The sequence below is a fragment of the Exiguobacterium sp. s133 genome (assembly GCF_018618595.1).
GTDB lineage: Bacteria > Bacillota > Bacilli > Exiguobacteriales > Exiguobacteriaceae > Exiguobacterium_A > Exiguobacterium_A oxidotolerans.
This window is the reverse complement of record NZ_JACSMK010000001.1, coordinates 301,093-320,532: the sequence shown is the minus strand read 5'-3', so window position 1 is coordinate 320,532 and position 19,440 is coordinate 301,093. Positions and strand designations below refer to the sequence as shown.

General features: G+C 44.5%; 20 protein-coding genes. 16 read left to right on the top strand and 4 right to left on the bottom strand.

The features are described from left to right. From KNP96_RS01615 to nadE, 5 genes are all read left to right on the top strand, one after another. Complete coding sequence (locus KNP96_RS01615) at window positions 1-714, top strand: alpha/beta fold hydrolase (protein ID WP_088837478.1); 714 nt, start codon at window positions 1-3, stop codon at window positions 712-714. Between the two features lie 89 nt (window positions 715-803). After that, window positions 804-1,895: a virulence factor gene (locus KNP96_RS01610; RefSeq protein WP_214768651.1), complete on the top strand. Its 1,092-nt coding sequence runs from the start codon at window positions 804-806 to the stop codon at window positions 1,893-1,895. 357 nt (window positions 1,896-2,252) lie between these two features. Further along, window positions 2,253-2,465, top strand: a complete 213-nt coding sequence (locus tag KNP96_RS01605) for a hypothetical protein (protein ID WP_029330971.1) — start codon at window positions 2,253-2,255, stop codon at window positions 2,463-2,465. A gap of 82 nt (window positions 2,466-2,547) precedes the next feature. After that, entirely contained in the window at window positions 2,548-3,018 is a 471-nt protein-coding gene (locus tag KNP96_RS01600; RefSeq protein ID WP_214768649.1) for a BsuPI-related putative proteinase inhibitor, read from the top strand. A gap of 461 nt (window positions 3,019-3,479) precedes the next feature. Then, window positions 3,480-4,295, top strand: a complete 816-nt coding sequence (gene nadE, locus KNP96_RS01595) for an ammonia-dependent NAD(+) synthetase (protein WP_214768740.1) — start codon at window positions 3,480-3,482, stop codon at window positions 4,293-4,295. 243 nt (window positions 4,296-4,538) lie between these two features. Here the strand turns inward: nadE and KNP96_RS01590 are convergent, their stop codons facing one another. Then, a complete protein-coding gene (locus KNP96_RS01590) occupies window positions 4,539-4,712 on the bottom strand; it encodes a hypothetical protein (protein ID WP_214768648.1) in 174 nt (57 codons plus the stop codon). Window positions 4,713-4,850: 138 nt separating this feature from the next. Between KNP96_RS01590 and KNP96_RS01585 the strand changes: the two genes are divergently transcribed. Next, a complete protein-coding gene (locus tag KNP96_RS01585; protein WP_214768645.1) occupies window positions 4,851-6,125 on the top strand; it encodes a phytoene desaturase family protein in 1,275 nt (424 codons plus the stop codon). 144 nt (window positions 6,126-6,269) lie between these two features. Here KNP96_RS01585 and KNP96_RS01580 read toward each other — a convergent pair whose 3' ends face one another. Continuing rightward, on the bottom strand, window positions 6,270-6,659 hold the full coding sequence (locus tag KNP96_RS01580) for a disulfide bond formation protein B (RefSeq protein WP_214768644.1): 390 nt from the start codon (window positions 6,657-6,659) through the stop codon (window positions 6,270-6,272). Between the two features lie 65 nt (window positions 6,660-6,724). Between KNP96_RS01580 and KNP96_RS01575 the strand changes: the two genes are divergently transcribed. The 5 genes from KNP96_RS01575 to KNP96_RS01555 all read left to right on the top strand — a co-directional run bounded on the left by KNP96_RS01575 (window position 6,725) and on the right by KNP96_RS01555 (window position 12,144). Next, on the top strand, window positions 6,725-7,615 hold the full coding sequence (locus KNP96_RS01575; RefSeq protein ID WP_029330966.1) for a transcriptional regulator CcpC: 891 nt from the start codon (window positions 6,725-6,727) through the stop codon (window positions 7,613-7,615). After that, on the top strand, window positions 7,599-8,711 hold the full coding sequence (locus KNP96_RS01570) for an N-acetyldiaminopimelate deacetylase (protein ID WP_088837472.1): 1,113 nt from the start codon (window positions 7,599-7,601) through the stop codon (window positions 8,709-8,711). Before KNP96_RS01575 ends, KNP96_RS01570 begins: the two co-directional genes overlap by 17 nt. A gap of 233 nt (window positions 8,712-8,944) precedes the next feature. After that, on the top strand, window positions 8,945-10,333 hold the full coding sequence (locus KNP96_RS01565; protein ID WP_029330964.1) for a cytochrome ubiquinol oxidase subunit I: 1,389 nt from the start codon (window positions 8,945-8,947) through the stop codon (window positions 10,331-10,333). Window positions 10,334-10,345: 12 nt separating this feature from the next. After that, the gene (locus KNP96_RS01560; RefSeq protein WP_088837471.1) at window positions 10,346-11,371 is read left to right on the top strand and encodes a cytochrome d ubiquinol oxidase subunit II; all 1,026 of its coding nucleotides are present in this window, start codon (window positions 10,346-10,348) and stop codon (window positions 11,369-11,371) included. A gap of 104 nt (window positions 11,372-11,475) precedes the next feature. Next, a complete protein-coding gene (locus KNP96_RS01555) occupies window positions 11,476-12,144 on the top strand; it encodes a potassium channel family protein (protein ID WP_029330962.1) in 669 nt (222 codons plus the stop codon). Between the two features lie 30 nt (window positions 12,145-12,174). Here KNP96_RS01555 and KNP96_RS01550 read toward each other — a convergent pair whose 3' ends face one another. Further along, window positions 12,175-12,951, bottom strand: a complete 777-nt coding sequence (locus tag KNP96_RS01550; protein ID WP_088837470.1) for a Cof-type HAD-IIB family hydrolase — start codon at window positions 12,949-12,951, stop codon at window positions 12,175-12,177. Window positions 12,952-13,122: 171 nt separating this feature from the next. Between KNP96_RS01550 and KNP96_RS01545 the strand changes: the two genes are divergently transcribed. Together KNP96_RS01545 and rnjA are read left to right on the top strand one after the other, a co-directional pair. Beyond that, a complete protein-coding gene (locus KNP96_RS01545) occupies window positions 13,123-13,341 on the top strand; it encodes a DNA-dependent RNA polymerase subunit epsilon (RefSeq protein ID WP_088837469.1) in 219 nt (72 codons plus the stop codon). Continuing rightward, window positions 13,338-15,005 (top strand): ribonuclease J1, encoded by a 1,668-nt coding sequence (gene rnjA, locus KNP96_RS01540; RefSeq protein ID WP_088837468.1) that lies wholly within the window; start codon window positions 13,338-13,340, stop codon window positions 15,003-15,005. The genes KNP96_RS01545 and rnjA overlap by 4 nt, the downstream gene beginning before the upstream one ends. A gap of 59 nt (window positions 15,006-15,064) precedes the next feature. Here the strand turns inward: rnjA and def are convergent, their stop codons facing one another. Beyond that, the gene (gene def, locus KNP96_RS01535) at window positions 15,065-15,604 is read right to left on the bottom strand and encodes a peptide deformylase (RefSeq protein ID WP_029330958.1); all 540 of its coding nucleotides are present in this window, start codon (window positions 15,602-15,604) and stop codon (window positions 15,065-15,067) included. 378 nt (window positions 15,605-15,982) lie between these two features. On the opposite strand from def, the gene pdhA reads away from it, so the two are divergent. The 3 genes from pdhA to KNP96_RS01520 all read left to right on the top strand — a co-directional run bounded on the left by pdhA (window position 15,983) and on the right by KNP96_RS01520 (window position 19,439). Further along, window positions 15,983-17,065: a pyruvate dehydrogenase (acetyl-transferring) E1 component subunit alpha gene (pdhA, locus tag KNP96_RS01530; protein ID WP_026827895.1), complete on the top strand. Its 1,083-nt coding sequence runs from the start codon at window positions 15,983-15,985 to the stop codon at window positions 17,063-17,065. Window positions 17,066-17,068: 3 nt separating this feature from the next. Beyond that, entirely contained in the window at window positions 17,069-18,046 is a 978-nt protein-coding gene (locus tag KNP96_RS01525; RefSeq protein WP_088837467.1) for an alpha-ketoacid dehydrogenase subunit beta, read from the top strand. A gap of 97 nt (window positions 18,047-18,143) precedes the next feature. After that, a complete protein-coding gene (locus tag KNP96_RS01520; protein WP_029330956.1) occupies window positions 18,144-19,439 on the top strand; it encodes a dihydrolipoamide acetyltransferase family protein in 1,296 nt (431 codons plus the stop codon). Window position 19,440 lies beyond the last annotated feature (1 nt).

Below are 19,440 nucleotides of genomic sequence, written 5' to 3'. Positions count from 1 at the left end.
ATGTCGAAACAAACACTCGTATTGCTACACGGATTTGCTGGAGGAACAGATTATTTTAATCGGGTGGAAGCAAAGCTTCGCTTATCGTTTGATGTCTTGCCGCTGCGACTACCCGGTCATGAAGGAGAGGACGTCGGACCCGACACAGTGGAAGGATTTGCAGAGTGGGTCATGAAGGACTTGGAACGCCGGGAAATCGAAAATCCGATTATCATTGGTCACTCTTTCGGGGGATATATTACGGCTGCGATCGTCGAAGCTTATGCAGATAAAATTGCCGGTTTCGGTCTCGTCTATTCAACGGCGAAACCAGACGCTACTGAAGCGAAACAAAAACGGAATCAAAACATTAGTCGTGTCGAGGAAATTGGAGTTCGGGCATTCGTTGACGGCATGATTCCCGGCTTATTTGCTGAAGGGGCAGATCCGATGCTAATTTCTGAAGCAAAAGAGATTGGTTACATGATGACAGTCGAAGGTGCAATACGCGCTCTAAGTGCGATGCGCGACCGGAGAGATGTCACGAGCGCATTGAATCAAACTTCAGTTCCTGGTGTGATTGTTCATGGTGAAAAAGATGCCCTTATCTCTAAAGAGAGTGCATTTAGCCCGAATAACTCACGGATCAGCTTTGAATCGACGGACAGTGGTCACATGGGGATGCTTGAAACACCGGATGCGTTCTGTGAGATTATCGAGCGTGTATTTGCTTAAACAACATCAAAGCTCTACGGTTCGAATCGTAGAGCTTTTGCGTTGCAATTTCTTTAAAGTTTCTGAATGATGGAGGGGGAGGGATCGATATGAAAATTGTAGCAATTGAACCAACACCAAGTCCAAACAACATGAAAGTTATCGTTGATGAAACATTTTCTGAAAAGGGACAGACCTTTGAACATGCTTTTGGTGCGCCGGAGCACGTAACGAAACTTTTAGACATTCCTGGAATTAAATCAGTCTATCAAGTGAGTGACTTTCTTGCCGTCGAACGTTTTCCAAAATACGATTGGCGCACACTCGTCATCGAAATTCGCCGAGCTTTTGGTGAGAATTTAAGTGATGTCGAAAATCATGAAACAGATGCCGCATTCGAACCTGTGCATCTCTTTGTTCAATTCATCCTCGGTGTCCCGATGCAAATCAAAGGCGTCAAAGGATTAGAAGAAAAACGACAAGGGTTACCGGAAAGGTTTCGAGATGCTGCACTATTCGTCCAACCTTTTGTCCAAAATGTCATTAGTAATCGACGCTGGGTTGAACAAGCCCCACGGTATGGGGAACTGGACGATAGTCTAGAGGAAGTGGCGCAAGAGCTCGAAATCGCCTATCCTCAAGAGCGGGTTGAACGATTGAAAGTACTCGCTTCGGGTGAAGACGTTACGTTTGATGGACAAGCCCTTAGCTCGAGCGACTGGAAAGAGCGGTTTGCAGCACTGGATGAATTACCGATTGATTTAAGCTGGGTCTCGGCTTATGCGAAGATGCTTCAGGATGAAAAAATGCAAATCAGACGACAAGCAATCGTCAAGCTCGGCATGTTTGAGGAGAATCGTGAAGAATTGCTCGAATATATCACGAATGCTTTACATGACCCTTCAGGAATCGTTCGTCGGACCGCAGGGGATACAGTATCTGATTGGGCACTTCCGGAAGCGGAGCCGATGATGATTGAAGCGTTGACCGATAAAAACAAACTTGTTCGTTGGCGTGCCGCGCGCTTTCTATTCGATGTTGGAACGGAACGGGCAGTATCTCGCTTAAAAGAAGCAGCGCAAGATAAAGAATATGAAGTCGCACTCCAAGCCGAGCTCGCCTTAGCACGAATCGAGAGTGGGGAAGAAGCACTAGGGACAGTCTGGCAACAAATGAACCGTTTGATTGATGAAAGTTCATAAGAACTTGAAAAAACCATGTTTGGCACAATCATTCGACAAAATCGCGCATGTTTTGTCTAGTCATATTTTACCTATAAGACTTATGTCCTGGTAAAAAAAAGAAGAAAAAACTGTAATGATTTTGAAATGTCTTTGAAATCTGATGATAATCTGCATGTTTCAAAAGAAATGATTTGTTTTTTATATCATCCATTTTATGGGTTAGAAAACTGGCATAAAGTTTTGACATGAATTGTCGAATGACAATTCACCTGCTCTTTTGGACGTTTAGTAAAGTGAAATCAACATAACGGATTCGAGATTAACCGAGTGAGTTGGTTTAACTGAAATCTAACATAACAAAGGAGATGCGGGGACATGATACTTTTTGCAGAAACAGACTTAGCAGTGGGGTATAAAGAACGAACGGCTTCTGGTGTGTACGTTACAATCGAGACAGGTGATAGCCGGACAATCACACTCGTCGCACCGGTCACAGCGACAGATGCGATCTGTGATGAATTATTCGTAACGGGGATGGAACAATTATTCTCAGGTTCAACCGATGTAACAGAAATGCCTGTTGCTTAATCAGCAACTATGAAAGGGAGATGAGGGAAACCTTGTCTCCTTTTTTGTATGATAAAATGGATGGAAAGAGGGAGGAGACGTCATGAAATGGTCTCGAACACGGTTGCTGTTACTTGGATTAGCGCTCATGTTAGTCGGATGTAGTCAAGAAACTAAAAAAGCGGACCTTGCAACAAAAGTGTCGAATCAACCGATTGAAATTGCCGTGTCAGGACAGGCTGTTGGATCGAATACAATAGAGGCAATCGTACGGTTGCACAATCCAAATGACCAAAACGTGAAAATTGCGTATCCTTCATCACAACGTTTTGAATTAATGGTGCGTGATGGACGAAATCACGTGATTTACACGTTTTCGAAAGAACATCTTTTTACACAAGCGATTGAAGAAGAACAGTTTAAACCGTATGAGGAAAAGGAATATGAAGTGACGATTGAATTATCAGATACTAGCGATGCAAAAGAAATCGACGGAATGACTGTTCAACAATTCGAGGGAGCGCGTGACTCGACATCGAAGGTGACATCCGTTATTTCTAAAGAGAAGCTATGATGATAAACTGAAACTATTGAACTACCTCCACCTATGCTTCGCTAAAAGATGGAGGATTCCTGAGTTATTCAATCTAATGCTCGAAACTTTATCAGGCTAACCCCGTCGTCCCGACGGTTGAACGTTAATCTTGCCCGTTTCTTTTGAGCGGATGCCTACTGTGCTTGGTTTTCGCTACTTCGGTCATCCGCAAGGTGGACGTTGAAGATTTTACGTGACAGACGAACTTTCTGTCACAACCCTATATCTTCAGTTTCCAAAGAACGTGACATTTTAATTCTTCCTGATTTTAATTGTCTTCAAACGAAGCGCGTCGGACAATTGACGTGTCGGAAGACACGCCTTGTCCGAAGACGTTTCATCCCCCACTTGGACTAGGGCTTCACCCTGAACGTTTAGAAGGGGGGAGTATTCTCGTCTAAATTTCGTAAAAAATAGAGAATGAGGAGTGTGATGTGACAATGCAACAAGACATCATTCAAGCGACAGGAGTCAAGCCAGTCATCGAGGCCCATGAAGAGGTGGCGAACCGGATTCGTTTCTTAAAAGAATACTTACTTCATACGGGTGCTAAAGGATTTATCCTTGGTATTTCAGGTGGTCAAGACTCGTCTCTTGCCGGACGGCTCTGTCAACTCGCTGTAGAAGAACTGAGAGCAGAAACAGGACGAGATTTTCATTTTTATGCGGTTCGCCTTCCTTATGGACAGCAGCAGGATGAATCGGACGCACAACTTGCCTTATCATTCATTCGACCAGATCACTCGTTACGCGTTGATATCAAGCCGGCAGTAGAAGCGGCAATGGCTTCATTTGAAGTCGCGACAGGAGAAGTCCTATCTGATTTCAGTAAAGGCAATACGAAGGCACGTGAACGGATGAAAGTACAATACGATCTTGGAGCGCACTTTGGTTGTCTCGTCGTCGGAACGGATCATGCAGCTGAATTCGTCACAGGTTTCTATACGAAGCATGGTGACGGGGCTTGTGATTTAACACCGTTGACTGGCTTAAACAAACGACAAGGAAAACAATTGTTACATTATTTAGATGCACCTGTCGGATTGATCGATAAAGTACCGACAGCTGATCTAGAGGATGACCGACCTGGTTTACCTGACGAACTCGCATTAGGGATGACGTATGATGAGATTGACGACTATCTAGAAGGAAAAAGCATATCAACTGCAAGTCAAACGAAACTAGAGACACAGTATAAACGTGTAGGTCATAAACATCATATGCCGGTTTCTCCATTAGATGACTGGTGGAAATGATATGACGACGCTTGCTTTTTGAGGCAAAGTATCTTTCTAAAACGACATCCTTTAGGGGTTTCGTTTCAGACTGTAGACAAAGTGCTATCAAGAGAAAAAGCGTCTTTATTCGTTGCTTTCCTAGGGCGAGGCGCAAGCCGTTGCTCCTTGGTCCTTACGGACAACGAGCAGGGTCTTGTCTGCCTCTGAAAGTGCGTTAAAAACGCACTTTTTCCCGTAGGAGTCAACGAAACATGACGCTTTTTAGCTAATACCGTGACGGAAAGCCGGGCATGGAGACGTTTTAGAGCGCAATCCGTTTCGAATCGCTTTTAAAGCGAAAAGCAATCGGTCGCGACCCTGCAGCTTTGCTGTAGCGGCGTGACCGATTGCCGCTTTGAAGACGAGGCGAGACAGGGAAGCGCGAACGGATTGCATCTCGATACCATATGTTTACGCTTTTTAATAGTTTGTCTACACGCTGAAACGACATCCTTTAGGGGTGTCGTTTTTTTTGTTTGGAATCGGGAAAAGAATCAAGAAAAGGGAATTGATGCTTAAAAGGAGGTGCGTCGAGTGGAAAAGATTGCAGTCGTCGGTGGTGGGTTAGCTGGTTTATCAGTGGCAGCACTTCTCGCGGATCAAGGAAAGGAAATTCATCTGTACGATGCCGGTTTACTGGGGGGGAGGGCAACTTCGCAAGTGCTTAAAGGATTTACGTTCAATTATGGAGCGCATGCTGTTTATGGGCGTGACCAATCAGCACTCCGTTCATTAATTAAACAATTGAAGCTTAATGTGACATGGCTCGATTTTTCTTCTTCTAAGGCGAAATATGAGTTTGCTGGACATTTGACTGCGGCTCCTGCGAATGCACTCGGCCTGTTGAAGACAGAACTAGTGGAAGGAACCGATAAGGTGCGTTTCACATGGGCGGTCGTTAAAACACTATTGTCACTCGAACGTGGAGAGTCGGAAGTTTCAATTGGGGACTGGTTGGTCCAAGAAAAGGTCGAAGACGATGTCTCAAGGTTAATGCTCGATTTAGCTTCGAGTAATTTTTTCACTTCCGAACCCGAAAATATTCCGTCATCTGTCTATTTTGCGTATTACCGGAAACTATTTCGTACGCGCAAACCGGTTTCATATATTGCTGGAGGTTGGCAAACCTTAATTGATGAACTCGAACGCGTTTTGACGGACAACGGGGGAGAAATCCATCGGAAAACCAAGATTACAGCGATTGAACAAAGTGGGGGAGGTTATCGATTACGCGATCGCCAAAAAAATGAATGGTCGGCTAAGCGTGTAATTCTCGCGATACCTCCTCGCGAGATGCGTAAAGTTGCATTACCATTGTCGATCCAGCACTTTATTGAACCATACGCGCAGTTTGAACCAGCCGAAGCCCTAGTCTATGATGTCGGAATCAGTCCTTACATTGATACTCCTTTTTCTTATGTATTCGATCGAGACCATCAAGTCTTTGTCACGGATTTGTCACACTATGATGCAAGCATTTCTCCGAAAGAGGGACAAGTCTTACAAGTCGTCGCATATCTTGATCATAAACAGGCCAGTCAAGCAACATATATTGAAGAAAAAGTACAGCACGCCCATGACTTATTAGATCACCACTATCCAGGGTGGCGAGATCGCCTTGTGACAGAGCGGACGATGAAACGAGCAATCGTTCAAGAAATCAAATGGAAGATGGGACAAAGGCCGTTGCCTTGCTTTTTGGAAGCGGATACGTCGATTGCTTTCGTAGGTGATTGGTGTGAAGGAGAAGGTCAGTTATCGGAATTATCTTTTTCAAGTGCCTACACGGTGTCGAGGGAGTGGCAGTGAAACGGTCAAGCATAGTAACGGCATCGGAATGAAATGAAAAACCCGAGCATTCCTGTTATCGAAATGGAATCGCTCGGGTTTCCTATGCGTTAATTTTTGTAGTGAGTTCTACGTGACGCATTTGTTTGAACAGATATCTGCAACTTATGCACTTTTTTTATTCGGGTAAAAGGCAAGGATCAATAAGAGGGTGAAGGCGATTAAACTCATCATTGGGATTGTCAAAAAACCGAAGTAGTTGACCCATTGAATCAGGCAACCATTCGTACAGAGTGCCTCGCCATCCGGGAGGCGTTCGAGAACAACGTGATAGGCAGCAACTGCCCAACCGATTCCAACATATAGTCGAACGAAAAGAGCATCGACGGGGCGATTCCGAAAGAGTGTAATGATTAAATAAAATGCCGTCGTATACATGAACAAGCGTTGCCACCAACAAAGTGGACAAGGGATGAAACCGCGAACTTCACTGAAGTACAGACTTCCTAAGGTCGCAATCGTTGAGACGATTAACATAAAATGATAGCGTGACATATGTACCTTCCTTCCTAACGTGTTAAACTAATGCCATCTTATATCATGAGGAGTCGAATCTTACATTGCAAGTGTCGGAAATGGAAATGTTGATAACTTTATCGGAAGAGCTGAATATGCGAAGAGCAGCCGAACGTCTTTTCGTCTCGCAGCCGGCACTCAGTCAACGATTGGTTGCGATTGAGCGCAGGTGGGCGACGAAGTTGTTCATTCGTTCTTCCCGTGGATTAAGCATTACGCCCCAAGGAGAAAAAGTCATTGGGCTCGCAAAAGAAATGAATCGAAAAGAATTAGAACTAAAAAGTGAACTGACTGCCGAAGAAGGGGCAGTATACGGGACCCTTCGGATTGCTGTCGCCTCCATCATGGGTCAATATTGGTTGCCACGCGTGTTGAAACGTTTCGTGGAACGTTACCCGCATGTACGCGTCCAACTCGTAACAGGGTGGTCGAGTGAAATGATGCGGCATATGCTCGAAGAACATTTTCATATCGGCATCATTCGAGGTAATCCGGACTGGAAGGGCGTCAAGGAACGGTTGTTCTCAGACCCGCTCTATCTTGTTGATAGTGAGTTGACGACGCTTGAACAGTTGCGTAAGACGGACCGACCATTCATTCAGTTCAAAAGTGATTCGACGTACTATCAAGAAATACTCGAGTGGTGGCAGGATCGTTTTTCAAGTCCGCCTGCGCGGACGCTCGTCGTCGACCAAATCGAAACTTGTAAACAAATGGCGTTACATGGCATTGGATTCGCGATTTTACCAGAGTCAACGATTCAAGAATCGAGCGAAGTGATGCAGATTCCGTTGAAGACGTCTTCGGGTAAAGTACTGAAACGCGATACATGGATTTTATCGACGGAATCCATGCTTGAGTTAAAACAAGTCCAAGCCTTTTGGGACATCGTAAAAGAAGAAGGGGGAAGTCAGTCAGATGGAATACGCGATTGAAATGCGAAGAGAACTTCATAAAATACCTGAATTAGGATTCAAGGAGTTCAAGACGCAAGCCTTTATTTTAAATCAGATTCGCTCTTATCCTGAAGACCGCGTCAGCTACGATACGTTTGAAACAGGTGTTTTCGTTCGTGTTAAAGGGTTGACTGGAAATCGAACAATCGGTTACCGCGCAGATATCGATGGTTTGCCGATTGAAGAAGCGACGGGTCTTCCTTTTGGTTCGGAGCATCCGGGAATGATGCACGCCTGTGGGCATGACGTCCATGCGTCAATTGCGTTAGGTCTGCTTCGTCGTCTTGTCGAGTTACCGATCATGGATGACGTCGTCTTCTTATTCCAACCGGCAGAAGAAGGTCCGGGTGGAGCGGAACCGATGATTAAAAGTCCATTATTCGAAAAATATCGTCCGAGTGAAATGTATGGTCTCCATGTGGCACCTGAATATCCGGTCGGGACAATTGCGAGTCGTCCTGGCGTATTATTTGCCAGTGCGCGGGAAGTTCACATCACGATTTATGGTCAAAGTGGTCATGCTGCATTTCCACACTTGACGGTCGATACGGTCGTTGCTCAGGCTGCACTCATCATGCAGTTGCAAACAATCGTCAGTCGATCAATCAATCCGATGAATTGTAGTGTCATCACGATTGGCAAGGTCGATGCGGGGATTCGTGAAAATGTTATTGCCGGTCGAGCTGTGCTAGATGGAACGATGCGTGCGCTGAACGGTACTGACATGGAAAAATTAGAAGAACGGGTACGTGACATCGTTCGTGGAATTGAAGCATCATTTGGCGTGAAAATTGATTTGCAATTTGGAAACCGCTATTACGAAGTCGTTAATGATCAAAACGTCGTCGATAAATTTTCTTCATTCGTTAAGATGAATGCAAATTATGTTGAATGCGACGCTGCGATGACGGGTGAAGACTTTGGATTCATGTTAAAAGAAGTCCCAGGCATGATGTTTTGGCTTGGAATCGATAATCCAACGTCCGGTTTACATCAGCCGACGTTGAATCCGGATGAAGAGGCGATCCCATTTGTGATTAATTTACTGGATCATTACTTCCGTGAATATGTGTAAACTGAATGAATCGTAAAAAGACTGTAGAAATGCCCTTTACTTCGCCTCAAATCGAAGTAAAGGGTTTTCATTTAGCGAGATCATCTAGTTTTCGAACGTTTTGTGAAGAAAATCACGAATAGATGTGAACAATTTGTTACATCAAACATTTAGAACAGACACAAATGATTATGTTCTCTATGATACGGATATAAACATATATAGAAGTACGTTTAGGAAGAGGGGGCACACACATGTTCAATGATCCAGTTATGCTCAGTCGATTATTGACAGGGCTCACATTAGCATTTCACATCATTTTTGCAACGATTGGTGTAGGAGTTCCGTTGATGGTACTCGCAGCCGAGTACATTGGAATTAAACGAAAAGATCCAGATTATATTCTTTTAGCACGACGTTGGACGCGCGGTTATATCGTAACGGTAGCGGTCGGAGTCGTTACGGGGACGGCAATCGGATTACAATTATCGCTCTTATGGCCTTCATTAATGCAAGTAGCCGGACAGACGATTGCTTTGCCACTCTTCATGGAAACATTCGCCTTCTTCTTTGAAGCGATCTTCCTTGGGATTTACTTGTACACATGGGATCGCTTTAAAAATCCATGGTTACACTGGTTAATCGGGATTCCGGTCGTCATCGGGGCAACGGCGTCAGCCTTCTTCATCACGACAGTTAACTCGTTCATGAATTCTCCGGAAGGTTTTAAAATTGTCAACGGAACGTTAACACAAATCGAACCGTTAAAAGCGATGTTCAATACGGCAACGCCAACAAAAGCGACACACGTCATTGTATCTGCTTACTTGACGGTTGCGTTCATTTTAGCAGCAATTGCTGCGTTCCATCTATTGCGCAAGAAAACACTGTCCGCAGCCGAGACGGCGTATCACAAAAAGGCACTTCGTCTGACAGTCATGGCTGGATTGATTTTCGCCTTCTCGACAGCGCTCGTCGGTGATTTTTCAGGAAAGTATCTTGCGAAATATCAACCTGAAAAATTAGCAGCAGCGGAGTGGCATTTTGAAACGACAAATGAAGCAGAATTGATTTTCGGTGGGATTTTGGATGAACAAGAAGATGGTAGTTATGACATCAAAGGTGCGGTTAAGATTCCATACGCCTTGTCAATTCTTGCAGGTGGAGCACCAGATACAGAAGTCATCGGTCTAAATGAATTTGCGAAAGAAGACCAAGCGCCGTTATTCGTCCACTATTTCTTCGATATCATGGTATCGATCGGGATGTATTTAGCAGCGATTTCTGCCTTGTTCATACTCGCATTCCGACTGAAGAAGTTGAACCCGTATAATAAATGGTTACTGCGCGGTATTTTCATTGGTGGACCACTTGCCATCGTTTCGATTGAAGCAGGTTGGATGTACGCGGAAATCGGACGTCAACCATGGACGCTATATGGTATTATGAGAACGGCTGACGCAGCGACGACATCTACTGCAGTCGGACCGATGCTGATTCTATTCAGCATGTTGTACCTCTTGCTTGGTACGATTTGTACAGTCGTATTGCTCCGTATGTTTAAGAATAATCCTGTCGGTAAAGAACTCGCAGACGATCACCATACTCGCGGTGAAGCGATGTTTGCGGACGATAAAGAATAAGGAGGGAACGAGTTGGACATTCAAACACTAGGAATAACCGTACTTTGGACGTTCCTCTATGGATATCTCATCGTTGCCTCAATTGACTTCGGTGCTGGATTTTACGCATTTTACTCGAAATATACAAAACGAGATCATTTGACGAATCGATTGATTTTACGTTATCTTTCGCCCGTTTGGGAAGTGACGAACGTTTTCTTCGTTTTCTTCTTTGTTGGTCTCGTCGGGTTTTTCCCGGACACAGCTTATTACTATGGAACGGCACTTCTCGTGCCTGCATCAATCGTACTCGTTCTGATTGCGATTCGCGGTAGCTTTTATGCCTTTGCGAACTACGGTTCGAACGATAGTATGTTCTATACGTTTCTCTATGGTGCGACGGGGCTCTTGATTCCGGCTGCGATGTCGACGACGTTGACGATTAGTCAAGGTGGCTTTATTCGTAAAACGAATGAAACGGTTGAGTTTTTAGGGACGAAATTGTTTACGAACTTTTATTCCTGGTCAGTCGTAGCACTTGCGATTGTCTCTGTCCTTTATATTAGTGCGATGTTCCTTTTGTTCTACGCAGATAAGGCGCGAGATGTAGGGGCGAGTGACTTGATTCGGAAATGGGCGCTCTTTTGGAGCATTCCAACGATCATCGTCTGTGGACTTGTTTTCTTTGGTTTAAAGAATCAAGCTGCATGGCATTATGAAAACATTTTGAATGGTAACTGGTGGTGGTTCGCAGCAAGTTTTGTGTTTTTCTGTGTTGCAGTCGCACTCGTCTACCTGAAGCGGAATTATGGAATTGCCTTTATCGCTGTCATGGCTCAATACGGAGTTGCATGGTTCGGATACGGCTATACTCATTTACCGTATATCTTATATCCGTACATCGATATCAATAAAGCGGTCGTTAACGAAACAATGGCGACGTCGCTTGTCGTAGTCTTTATCTTCGGACTATTATTATTGATTCCGGCACTCTATCTGATTTTACGATTGTTCCTGTTTGATAACGATTATGTCAGAGGCGAAAAAGTAAAAAAATAGCGAGATCTTAAACGCCTTCACGCACTGTGAAGGCGTTTATAGTATTTTAAGAAGGAATCGGGTACACTACTACTGACGAAGCGAAATCTGAAGGAGAGTTGAACATGAATGGAGAGTTTGCAGTAATTGGTTTGGGGCGTTTTGGTGGTTCGATCGTCCGTGAATTATCGAAGAATGGCTATGACGTTCTAGCGATTGATTCGGATGAAGAACGTGTCAATGAATACATGGGGATTGCGACACACTCCGTCATCGCGGATACGACGGATGAGAACGTATTGAAAAGTCTTGGAATTCGAAACTTTGATCACGTCATCGTTGCGATTGGGGAAAACATTCAAGCTTCGATTTTGACAACGTTGATTTTAAAGGAACTCGGTGTTAAATCAATCACTGTCAAAGCGACGAACGATTACCATGAAAAAGTATTGCGGAAAATCGGTGCTGACTTCATTGTCCACCCGGAACGTGACATGGGGGTTAGGATTGCGAACGGCCTGATGAGTTCGAATATTTTGGATTATCTTGACCTGTCTCAAGAATTCTCAATCGTTGAAATCAAGGTCAGCGATCGCATGGCAAACAAAACGTTGATTGATCTTGATTTACGAAGTAAGTACGGCGCGAACGTCGTCGCCATCAAACGGGGAGAAAATGTCATGATTTCGTTACAAGCTGATGAAGTCATTGAAAAGGGCGACTACCTTGTCGTCATTGGAGAAAACGAAGACTTGGATCGTCTCGAACGAGCCATCCATAAAGTAAAAAGCTGAGGGATCTCCTCAGCTTTTTTTGTATCCCTTTTAAATTAATTGGAATTTTTTTAAACCGTGCGCGATGCCGTCTTCAAGAATGTGTTTCGTGACGAAGTCGGCGGCGGCTTTTGTTTCGTCTAATCCATTGCCCATCGCGATGCCTGTTCCGACGTAGCGGAGCATCTCGAGATCGTTCAGCGCGTCACCGAAAGCAAACGTATCTTCACGTTTGATATCCGTTAAACGGAGGAATTGTTTAATTCCATCGGCTTTCGACGATCCGGCATTGATGACGTCCATCGCTTGTGGGTGCCAGCGAATGAAATCGAATGCTTGATAGTTTTGCGTATAAATCGATTCTTCTTCTGCCTGACAATAGACGAGGGTTTGGAAGATATCGTGCGTCTCGTAAGCTTCTTCATTATAAGCAGGGAGGGGAATATCGAGCGCGCCGAGTGACGTCGCGACGGTATCGTCTGTTTGACGCGTCGTGAAGCCTTGTTTCTCGCCGAGATAAACAAGTGTGTGCCCATTCTCTTTTGCACGTGATGTTAAATGTTTCAAATCATCGACGGGTTGCGGACGTTTATAGATGACTTTATTTTGATGAACGACGATTTGACCGTTGTAGCCAATGACCGTATCGATGCCGAGTTGCTCACGGACGCCTGACAGCATTGCAGGACCACGCCCGGTCGCGATGGCGACGTAAACGCCGTTTTCCTGTAGTTGTTTGATTGCCTGTTTTGTCGATTCCGGTATGAAATGACCATCGTGAAGCAAGGTTCCATCGATATCGAAAAAGACGACTTTTTGATTTGCCATGGTTTCACCTTCTCTATTTAATTGGCTGAATAGCCGTTTACAAATGAAAGTATAGCATAGCGCCTAGGTTCAAGCAGATATCAGTTGTTGAATAAGGATGAAAAAATGAACCGTTTTCGTGTATACTAATCTAAGGACAAAAAACAATGGACTGATAAGGAGTTGCTAAGTATGATTTTTAAAGTATTTTATCAACCGCTTCGTTCGGAAGCACCAGTAAGAGAACGGACAGAGGTTATGTATGTTGAAGGAGAGAGCATTCGTGACGTGCGAACATCGATTGATCATCTCATCAAAGACATTAATGTTGAATTCATCCGCGAAGTAAGTGGAGAATTCCTAGAGTACGAAAAACAAAGTGTTGACTACAAGGTAGCGACGTTCGCATGAAGTTCGTCAAAAACCACCAAGCAGCCGTATTCGCACTCGGCGGTTTAGGAGAAATCGGGAAGAACACATATGTGGTTCAATTCCAAGATGAAATCATCGTCATTGATGCAGGGGTCATGTTCCCAGAAGATGAATTGCTCGGAATCGATTATGTTATTCCAGATTACACGTATTTAATCAAAAATAAAGATAAAGTCAAAGGTGTGTTCATTACACACGGACACGAAGATCATATCGGCGGACTTCCTTTCTTATTAAAACAAGTGAACTTACCGATTTATGCGGGGAAAATTGCCCTTGGTTTAATCAAGGTCAAATTAGAAGAGCATGGTTTATTACGGACGGCGGAACTTCATGAAATTGATGAGGACTCGATCATCAAGTTCCGGAAGACAAGTATTTCATTCTTCCGGACGACACACTCGATTCCAAATTCGTTCGGTGTCGTCGTAAAAACGCCACAAGGCAATATCGTCCATACGGGGGACTTTAAGTTCGACTTCACACCAGTTGGGGAGCCTGCTGACTTAGCGAAGATGGCAGAACTCGGGAAAGAAGGCGTACTTTGTCTCTTATCTGACTCGACGAATGCTGAAGTTGAAGGATTTACAATGAGTGAACGGGTTGTCGGTGAAACGATTTCGGATGTTTTCCGGAAAGCGGATGGACGAATCATCTTTGCGACGTTCGCCTCGAACATTTATCGTCTCCAACAAGTCGTCAATGCCTCGGTCGAAGCAGGACGGAAAATCGTCGTCTTCGGTCGAAGCATGGACAAGGTCATGATGATTGGACAAGAACTTGATTTCATCAAGGCACCTAAAGGAACAATCATCGAACCGAACGAAATGAAACGGTATAAATCGAATGAAATTACGATTCTTTGTACAGGTTCGCAAGGAGAGCCGATGGCAGCGTTAAGCCGAATCGCCAATGGGACACACCGTCAGATTTCAATCATTCCTGATGATTTGGTCATCTTCTCATCTTCACCGATTCCAGGAAACGTTGTTTCGGTCGGGAAAACGATCAACCAGCTGTATAAAGCAGGAGCAGACGTGATGTATGGTAAGCTCAATGATATCCATACGTCAGGTCACGGTAGTCAGCAAGAGCAACTCTTGATGCTGCGCCTACTCAAGCCGAAGTACTTCATGCCGATTCACGGTGAATACCGTATGTTGAAAAAACACATGTCGCTTGCGATGGATGCGGGTGTTCCGGAAGAGAACTGTTTCGTCATGGATAACGGTGAAGTCTTAGCACTCGATGCCAATGCAGCAGCGATCACTGGTAAAATCCAGGCGAATGCGGTATACGTCGATGGAAAAGGGATTGGAGATATTGGAAACATCGTGTTACGCGATCGTCGTATTCTTTCGGAAGAAGGACTCGTCGTCGTCGTCGTCACACTCGACTCGAAAACAAACCGTCTTGTTTCTGGACCGGACATCATTTCCCGTGGATTCGTCTACATGCGTGAATCAGGCAACTTAATTAAAGATGCCGAGCGCTTGTTGAAACGTTCGTTAGAACAATCATTAACGAACCGAAACACGAAGTGGACAGATATCAAACAAGTCATCAACGATACATTAACACCTTATTTGACTGAAAAAACACAACGTCATCCGATGGTCATGCCGATCATTATGGAAGTTTAACGAAAAAAGCCATTTCCTGAATCAGGAAATGGCTTTTTTGTTTCAAGGCGTGGAAGAGCTCATGTGGCAGGTCCATATTCCTTGAATGGTTCTTTTTTATCGATTCGATCGTAAAACATGATGCCGTCTAAATGGTCATATTCATGCTGGCAAACGATGGCTTTCATACCTTTTAATCTTAATTTTACAGGAATTCCGTTATGATCGATGCCAGTAAGGGTAATACGCATATAGCGTGGCACGTGACCTTCGACTTCACGGTCGACGGATAGGCAGCCTTCACCACCAGTTAAAAACGTCTGTTCGACAGAGTGGCTGATGATTTTCGGATTATAGATTCCGAACTCTAAAAGATCGTCGCCGTCTGGAAGTCGAATCGCGAACATCCGCTTATTGACACCGATTTGAGGAGCAGCAAGACCTATCCCGCTACGCAAATCGTACTTTTCAGCTATTTCATCATCTTGACTGTTAGCAAGAAACTCGCGCATCAAGCGCATCGTTTCTTTATCTTCCTCACTGAGTGGGAAAGTAACTTCCACCGATCGTTCGTGAAGCGTCGGAACTTCTTCGCGTACGATTTCATTCATGGTGATCATGAACAACACCCCTTTCATCTATAAAAATTATAGCACAAGCGAAAGGGGAAATTCATAACTAACACAGTTACAAATAGTTGAATAGTACAGAAGGAGAAACAGAAGGTTTTTGTGAAAGGCGTCACAAATGACGGTCGTAAAAAAAAATAAAACATTTCCTTTGATTTTATAGGCGTTACAGTTTTATACTTGTAACGTAATGAACAAGACATCAAATCGTGTCGAGTCATGTTAATACAGTTTACTCAACTGAATAGGTACACAGATATATGTTCAAGAAAGGTCACACGGGACTTCGATTTTTGAACACTATTGGTATGTGGGCAAATCAGTCAGAGGAATATTTCGCTGAGCACAGTGAAAGGATGAGGTGAAAAGATGAACTTAAACATGTTTAAAAACGTGGAAGAAAACTTTGAAACGTTCCGCATTCTTGACGAGAAAGGTGAAGTCGTCAACAAAGACGCTATGCCGGATCTCTCAGATGAAGAATTAACGGAATTAATGCGTCGTCTCGTATACACACGTATCTGGGACCAACGTGCAATCTCACTCAACCGTCAAGGACGTCTTGGTTTCTATGCTCCAGTAGCAGGACAAGAAGCGTCAATGATCGGAACACAATTCGCACTCGATAAGGATGACTGGATTCTTCCTGGATACCGTGATATTCCACAGATGGTCTTCCATGGCTTCCCACTCTACAAAGCATTCTTGTTCTCACGTGGACACATCACAGGCGGTAAGATTCCTGAAGGTGTGAACGTCTTAATGCCACAAATCATCATCGGCGCACAAATCGTTCAAGCTGCCGGTGTTGCACTCGGTCTTAAGAAAAGTGGTAAAGAGCAAGTAGCAATCACATATACAGGTGATGGCGGTTCTTCACAAGGTGATTTCTACGAAGGAATGAACTTTGCTGGAGCATTCAAAGCCCCTGCAATCTTCGTTGTCCAAAACAACCGTTTCGCAATTTCGACGCCGGTTGAAAAACAATCAATGGCAAAAACAATTGCACAAAAAGCGGTCGCTGCCGGCATCAACGGTATTCAAGTTGACGGTATGGACGTTCTCGCAGTTTACGCTGCAACGAAACAAGCACGTGTCGAAGCACTCAACGGTGTACCGACATTGATCGAAACACTCACGTACCGTTACGGACCACACACACTCGCTGGTGATGATCCGACACGTTACCGTACAAAAGATATGGATGATGAGTATCAAGCTCAAGATCCACTCGTTCGTTTCCGTGCGTTCATGGAAACAAAAGGTCTTTGGAACGAAGACAAAGAAAACGAAGTCATCGAGCAAGCAAAAGCTGATGTGAAAGAAGCACTTGCACAAGCTGACAAAGAACCAAAACAAAAAGTTACTGACTTCATCAACGTGATGGCTGAAAAGTTACCACAAAACCTGCAAGAGCAGCTTGATGAGTATACAGCAAAGGAGTCGAAATAACCCATGGCACAAATGACGATGATCCAAGCGATCACTGACGCAATGCGCGTCGAGATGAAACGCGACGAGCAAGTTCTCTTGTTCGGTGAAGACGTCGGTAAAAACGGTGGGGTATTCCGTGCGACAGAAGGTCTTCAAGATGAATTAGGCGAAGACCGCGTCTTCGATACACCACTCGCCGAGTCAGGTATTGGTGGTCTTGCAGTCGGGTTCAGCTTGACTGGTTTCCGCCCAATCATGGAAATCCAATTCTTCGGTTTCGTTTTCGAAGTGTTCGATTCAGTAGCAGCTCAGCTCGCGCGTCTACGTTACCGTTCAGGTGGTACGTACAGTGCACCAGTTACAATCCGTTCACCATTCGGTGGTGGCGTTAAGACACCAGAACTTCACGCGGATAACTTAGAAGGATTGATGGCTCAGTCACCAGGACTTAAAGTCGTCATCCCGTCAACTCCGTACGATGCAAAAGGTCTTTTGATCGCGTCAATCCGCGATAACGACCCAGTCGTTTTCCTTGAGCACATGAAACTCTACCGTTCATTCCGTGGCGAGGTTCCTGAAGGGGACTACACGGTCGAACTCGGTAAAGCAGACATCAAACGTGAAGGTACAGACGTTACAATCGTCACGTACGGCGCGATGGTCCACGCTTCACTTAAAGCAGCTGAGGAACTTGAAAAAGAAAACATCAGCGTCGAAATCATCGACTTGATGACAATCAGCCCAATCGATATCGATACAATCGTTGCGTCAGTTAAGAAAACGAACCGTGTCGTTGTCGTTCAAGAAGCTCAAAAACAAGCAGGTGTGGCTGCAATGGTCGCAACTGAAATTCAAGAGCGTGCAATTCTTGATCTTGAAGCACCGATTCTTCGTGTAACGGCTCCAGATACAATCTTCCCATTCGCACAAGGTGAAGACGTCTGGATTCCAGACCACAAAGATATCGTTGAAAAAGTAAAAACAGTTTACAATTTCTAAGCGTGATTCGGAAAAAGGAGAGGGGAAATTCTCTCCTTGCTTCCGTTTTAAAGATAACAATTGACTAGAAGAGTGAAATAAAAGGAGGCATATTCAAATGGGTTTATTTGAATTCAAATTGCCGGATATCGGTGAGGGTATTCACGAAGGCGAAATCGTAAAGTGGTTCGTAAAAGCGGGCGACACAGTAAAAGAGGACGACGTTCTTCTTGAAGTTCAAAACGATAAAGCGGTCGTTGAAATCCCGTCACCAGTTGATGGTACAGTCAAAGAAGTAAAAGTAGACGAAGGTGTCGTTGCTGTTGTTGGTGACGTATTAATCTCATTCGACGTCGAAGGTGAAGGTTCAGCTCCTTCTGAAGAAGCAGCTCCTGAACAACCTAAAGCAGAAGAAAACGCAAAAGATGTCCAAGACACGGATCAAAAAGTCGAAGACAAGCCGACTGAAGTACAAATTCACAAATCAGAACGTGTTATCGCGATGCCTTCTGTCCGTAAATATGCACGTGAAAAAGGCGTTGACATCCGTGAAGTTCAAGGTTCTGGAGACAACGGTCGCGTCGTTAAAGAAGACATCGATGCATTTGCAAACGGTGGTCAATCTTCTACTGCACCAGCTTCAGAAGAAAAAGCATCTGCACAAGCATCTGCTCCTAAAGCTGAAGTGAAACCGTATGTTGCTGCTCAACCTGAGCTTGAAACACGCGAAAAAATCAAAGGTATCCGTAAAGCGATTTCGAAAGCAATGGTCAACTCGAAACATACGGCACCACACGTAACACTTATGGACGAAGTCGATGTAACGAACCTCGTGGCACTCCGCAAAAACTTCAAAGAAGTTGCTGCAGCACAAGGTACGAAATTGACTTACCTTCCGTTCGTCGTTAAAGCATTGACTGCGGCTGCTAAAAAGTACCCGACTATCAACGCTTCAATCGATGATGCTAACGAAGAAATCGTCTACAAAAACTACTTCAACATCGGTATCGCAGCGGATACAGATAACGGACTTGTCGTACCTGTCGTCAAAGACGCAGATCGCAAATCAATCTTCTCGCTCGCTGATGATATCAATGATTTAGCTGGTAAAGCACGTGATGGTAAACTTTCTGGTGAAGAGATGAAAGGCGGATCGATCACAATCACAAACATCGGTTCTGCTGGCGGACAATGGTTCACACCTGTCATCAACCACCCGGAAGTTGCAATCCTCGGTATCGGCCGTATTGCTGAAAAAGCAGTCGTTAAAAACGGTGAAATCGTTGCAGCACCAGTACTTGCACTTTCATTCAGCTTTGACCACCGTCTCATTGATGGTGCAACAGCACAAAACGCGCTTAACCTAGTTAAACGCTTGTTGAACGACCCACAACTTCTCATTATGGAGGGATAAG

Bases quoted from the DNA above. Each gene is read 5' to 3' on its own strand.
- KNP96_RS01615 (WP_088837478.1), top strand. From the start codon at position 1: ATGTCGAAACAAACACTCGTATTGCTACACGGATTTGCTGGAGGAACA.
- KNP96_RS01610 (WP_214768651.1), top strand. From the start codon at position 804: ATGAAAATTGTAGCAATTGAACCAACACCAAGTCCAAACAACATGAAA.
- KNP96_RS01605 (WP_029330971.1), top strand. From the start codon at position 2,253: ATGATACTTTTTGCAGAAACAGACTTAGCAGTGGGGTATAAAGAACGA.
- KNP96_RS01600 (WP_214768649.1), top strand. From the start codon at position 2,548: ATGAAATGGTCTCGAACACGGTTGCTGTTACTTGGATTAGCGCTCATG.
- nadE (WP_214768740.1), top strand. From the start codon at position 3,480: ATGCAACAAGACATCATTCAAGCGACAGGAGTCAAGCCAGTCATCGAG.
- KNP96_RS01590 (WP_214768648.1), bottom strand. From the start codon at position 4,712: ATGCAATCCGTTCGCGCTTCCCTGTCTCGCCTCGTCTTCAAAGCGGCA.
- KNP96_RS01580 (WP_214768644.1), bottom strand. From the start codon at position 6,659: ATGTCACGCTATCATTTTATGTTAATCGTCTCAACGATTGCGACCTTA.
- KNP96_RS01570 (WP_088837472.1), top strand. From the start codon at position 7,599: ATGGAATACGCGATTGAAATGCGAAGAGAACTTCATAAAATACCTGAA.
- KNP96_RS01565 (WP_029330964.1), top strand. From the start codon at position 8,945: ATGTTCAATGATCCAGTTATGCTCAGTCGATTATTGACAGGGCTCACA.
- KNP96_RS01555 (WP_029330962.1), top strand. From the start codon at position 11,476: ATGAATGGAGAGTTTGCAGTAATTGGTTTGGGGCGTTTTGGTGGTTCG.
- KNP96_RS01550 (WP_088837470.1), bottom strand. From the start codon at position 12,951: ATGGCAAATCAAAAAGTCGTCTTTTTCGATATCGATGGAACCTTGCTT.
- KNP96_RS01545 (WP_088837469.1), top strand. From the start codon at position 13,123: ATGATTTTTAAAGTATTTTATCAACCGCTTCGTTCGGAAGCACCAGTA.
- rnjA (WP_088837468.1), top strand. From the start codon at position 13,338: ATGAAGTTCGTCAAAAACCACCAAGCAGCCGTATTCGCACTCGGCGGT.
- def (WP_029330958.1), bottom strand. From the start codon at position 15,604: ATGATCACCATGAATGAAATCGTACGCGAAGAAGTTCCGACGCTTCAC.
- pdhA (WP_026827895.1), top strand. From the start codon at position 15,983: ATGAACTTAAACATGTTTAAAAACGTGGAAGAAAACTTTGAAACGTTC.
- KNP96_RS01525 (WP_088837467.1), top strand. From the start codon at position 17,069: ATGGCACAAATGACGATGATCCAAGCGATCACTGACGCAATGCGCGTC.
- KNP96_RS01520 (WP_029330956.1), top strand. From the start codon at position 18,144: ATGGGTTTATTTGAATTCAAATTGCCGGATATCGGTGAGGGTATTCAC.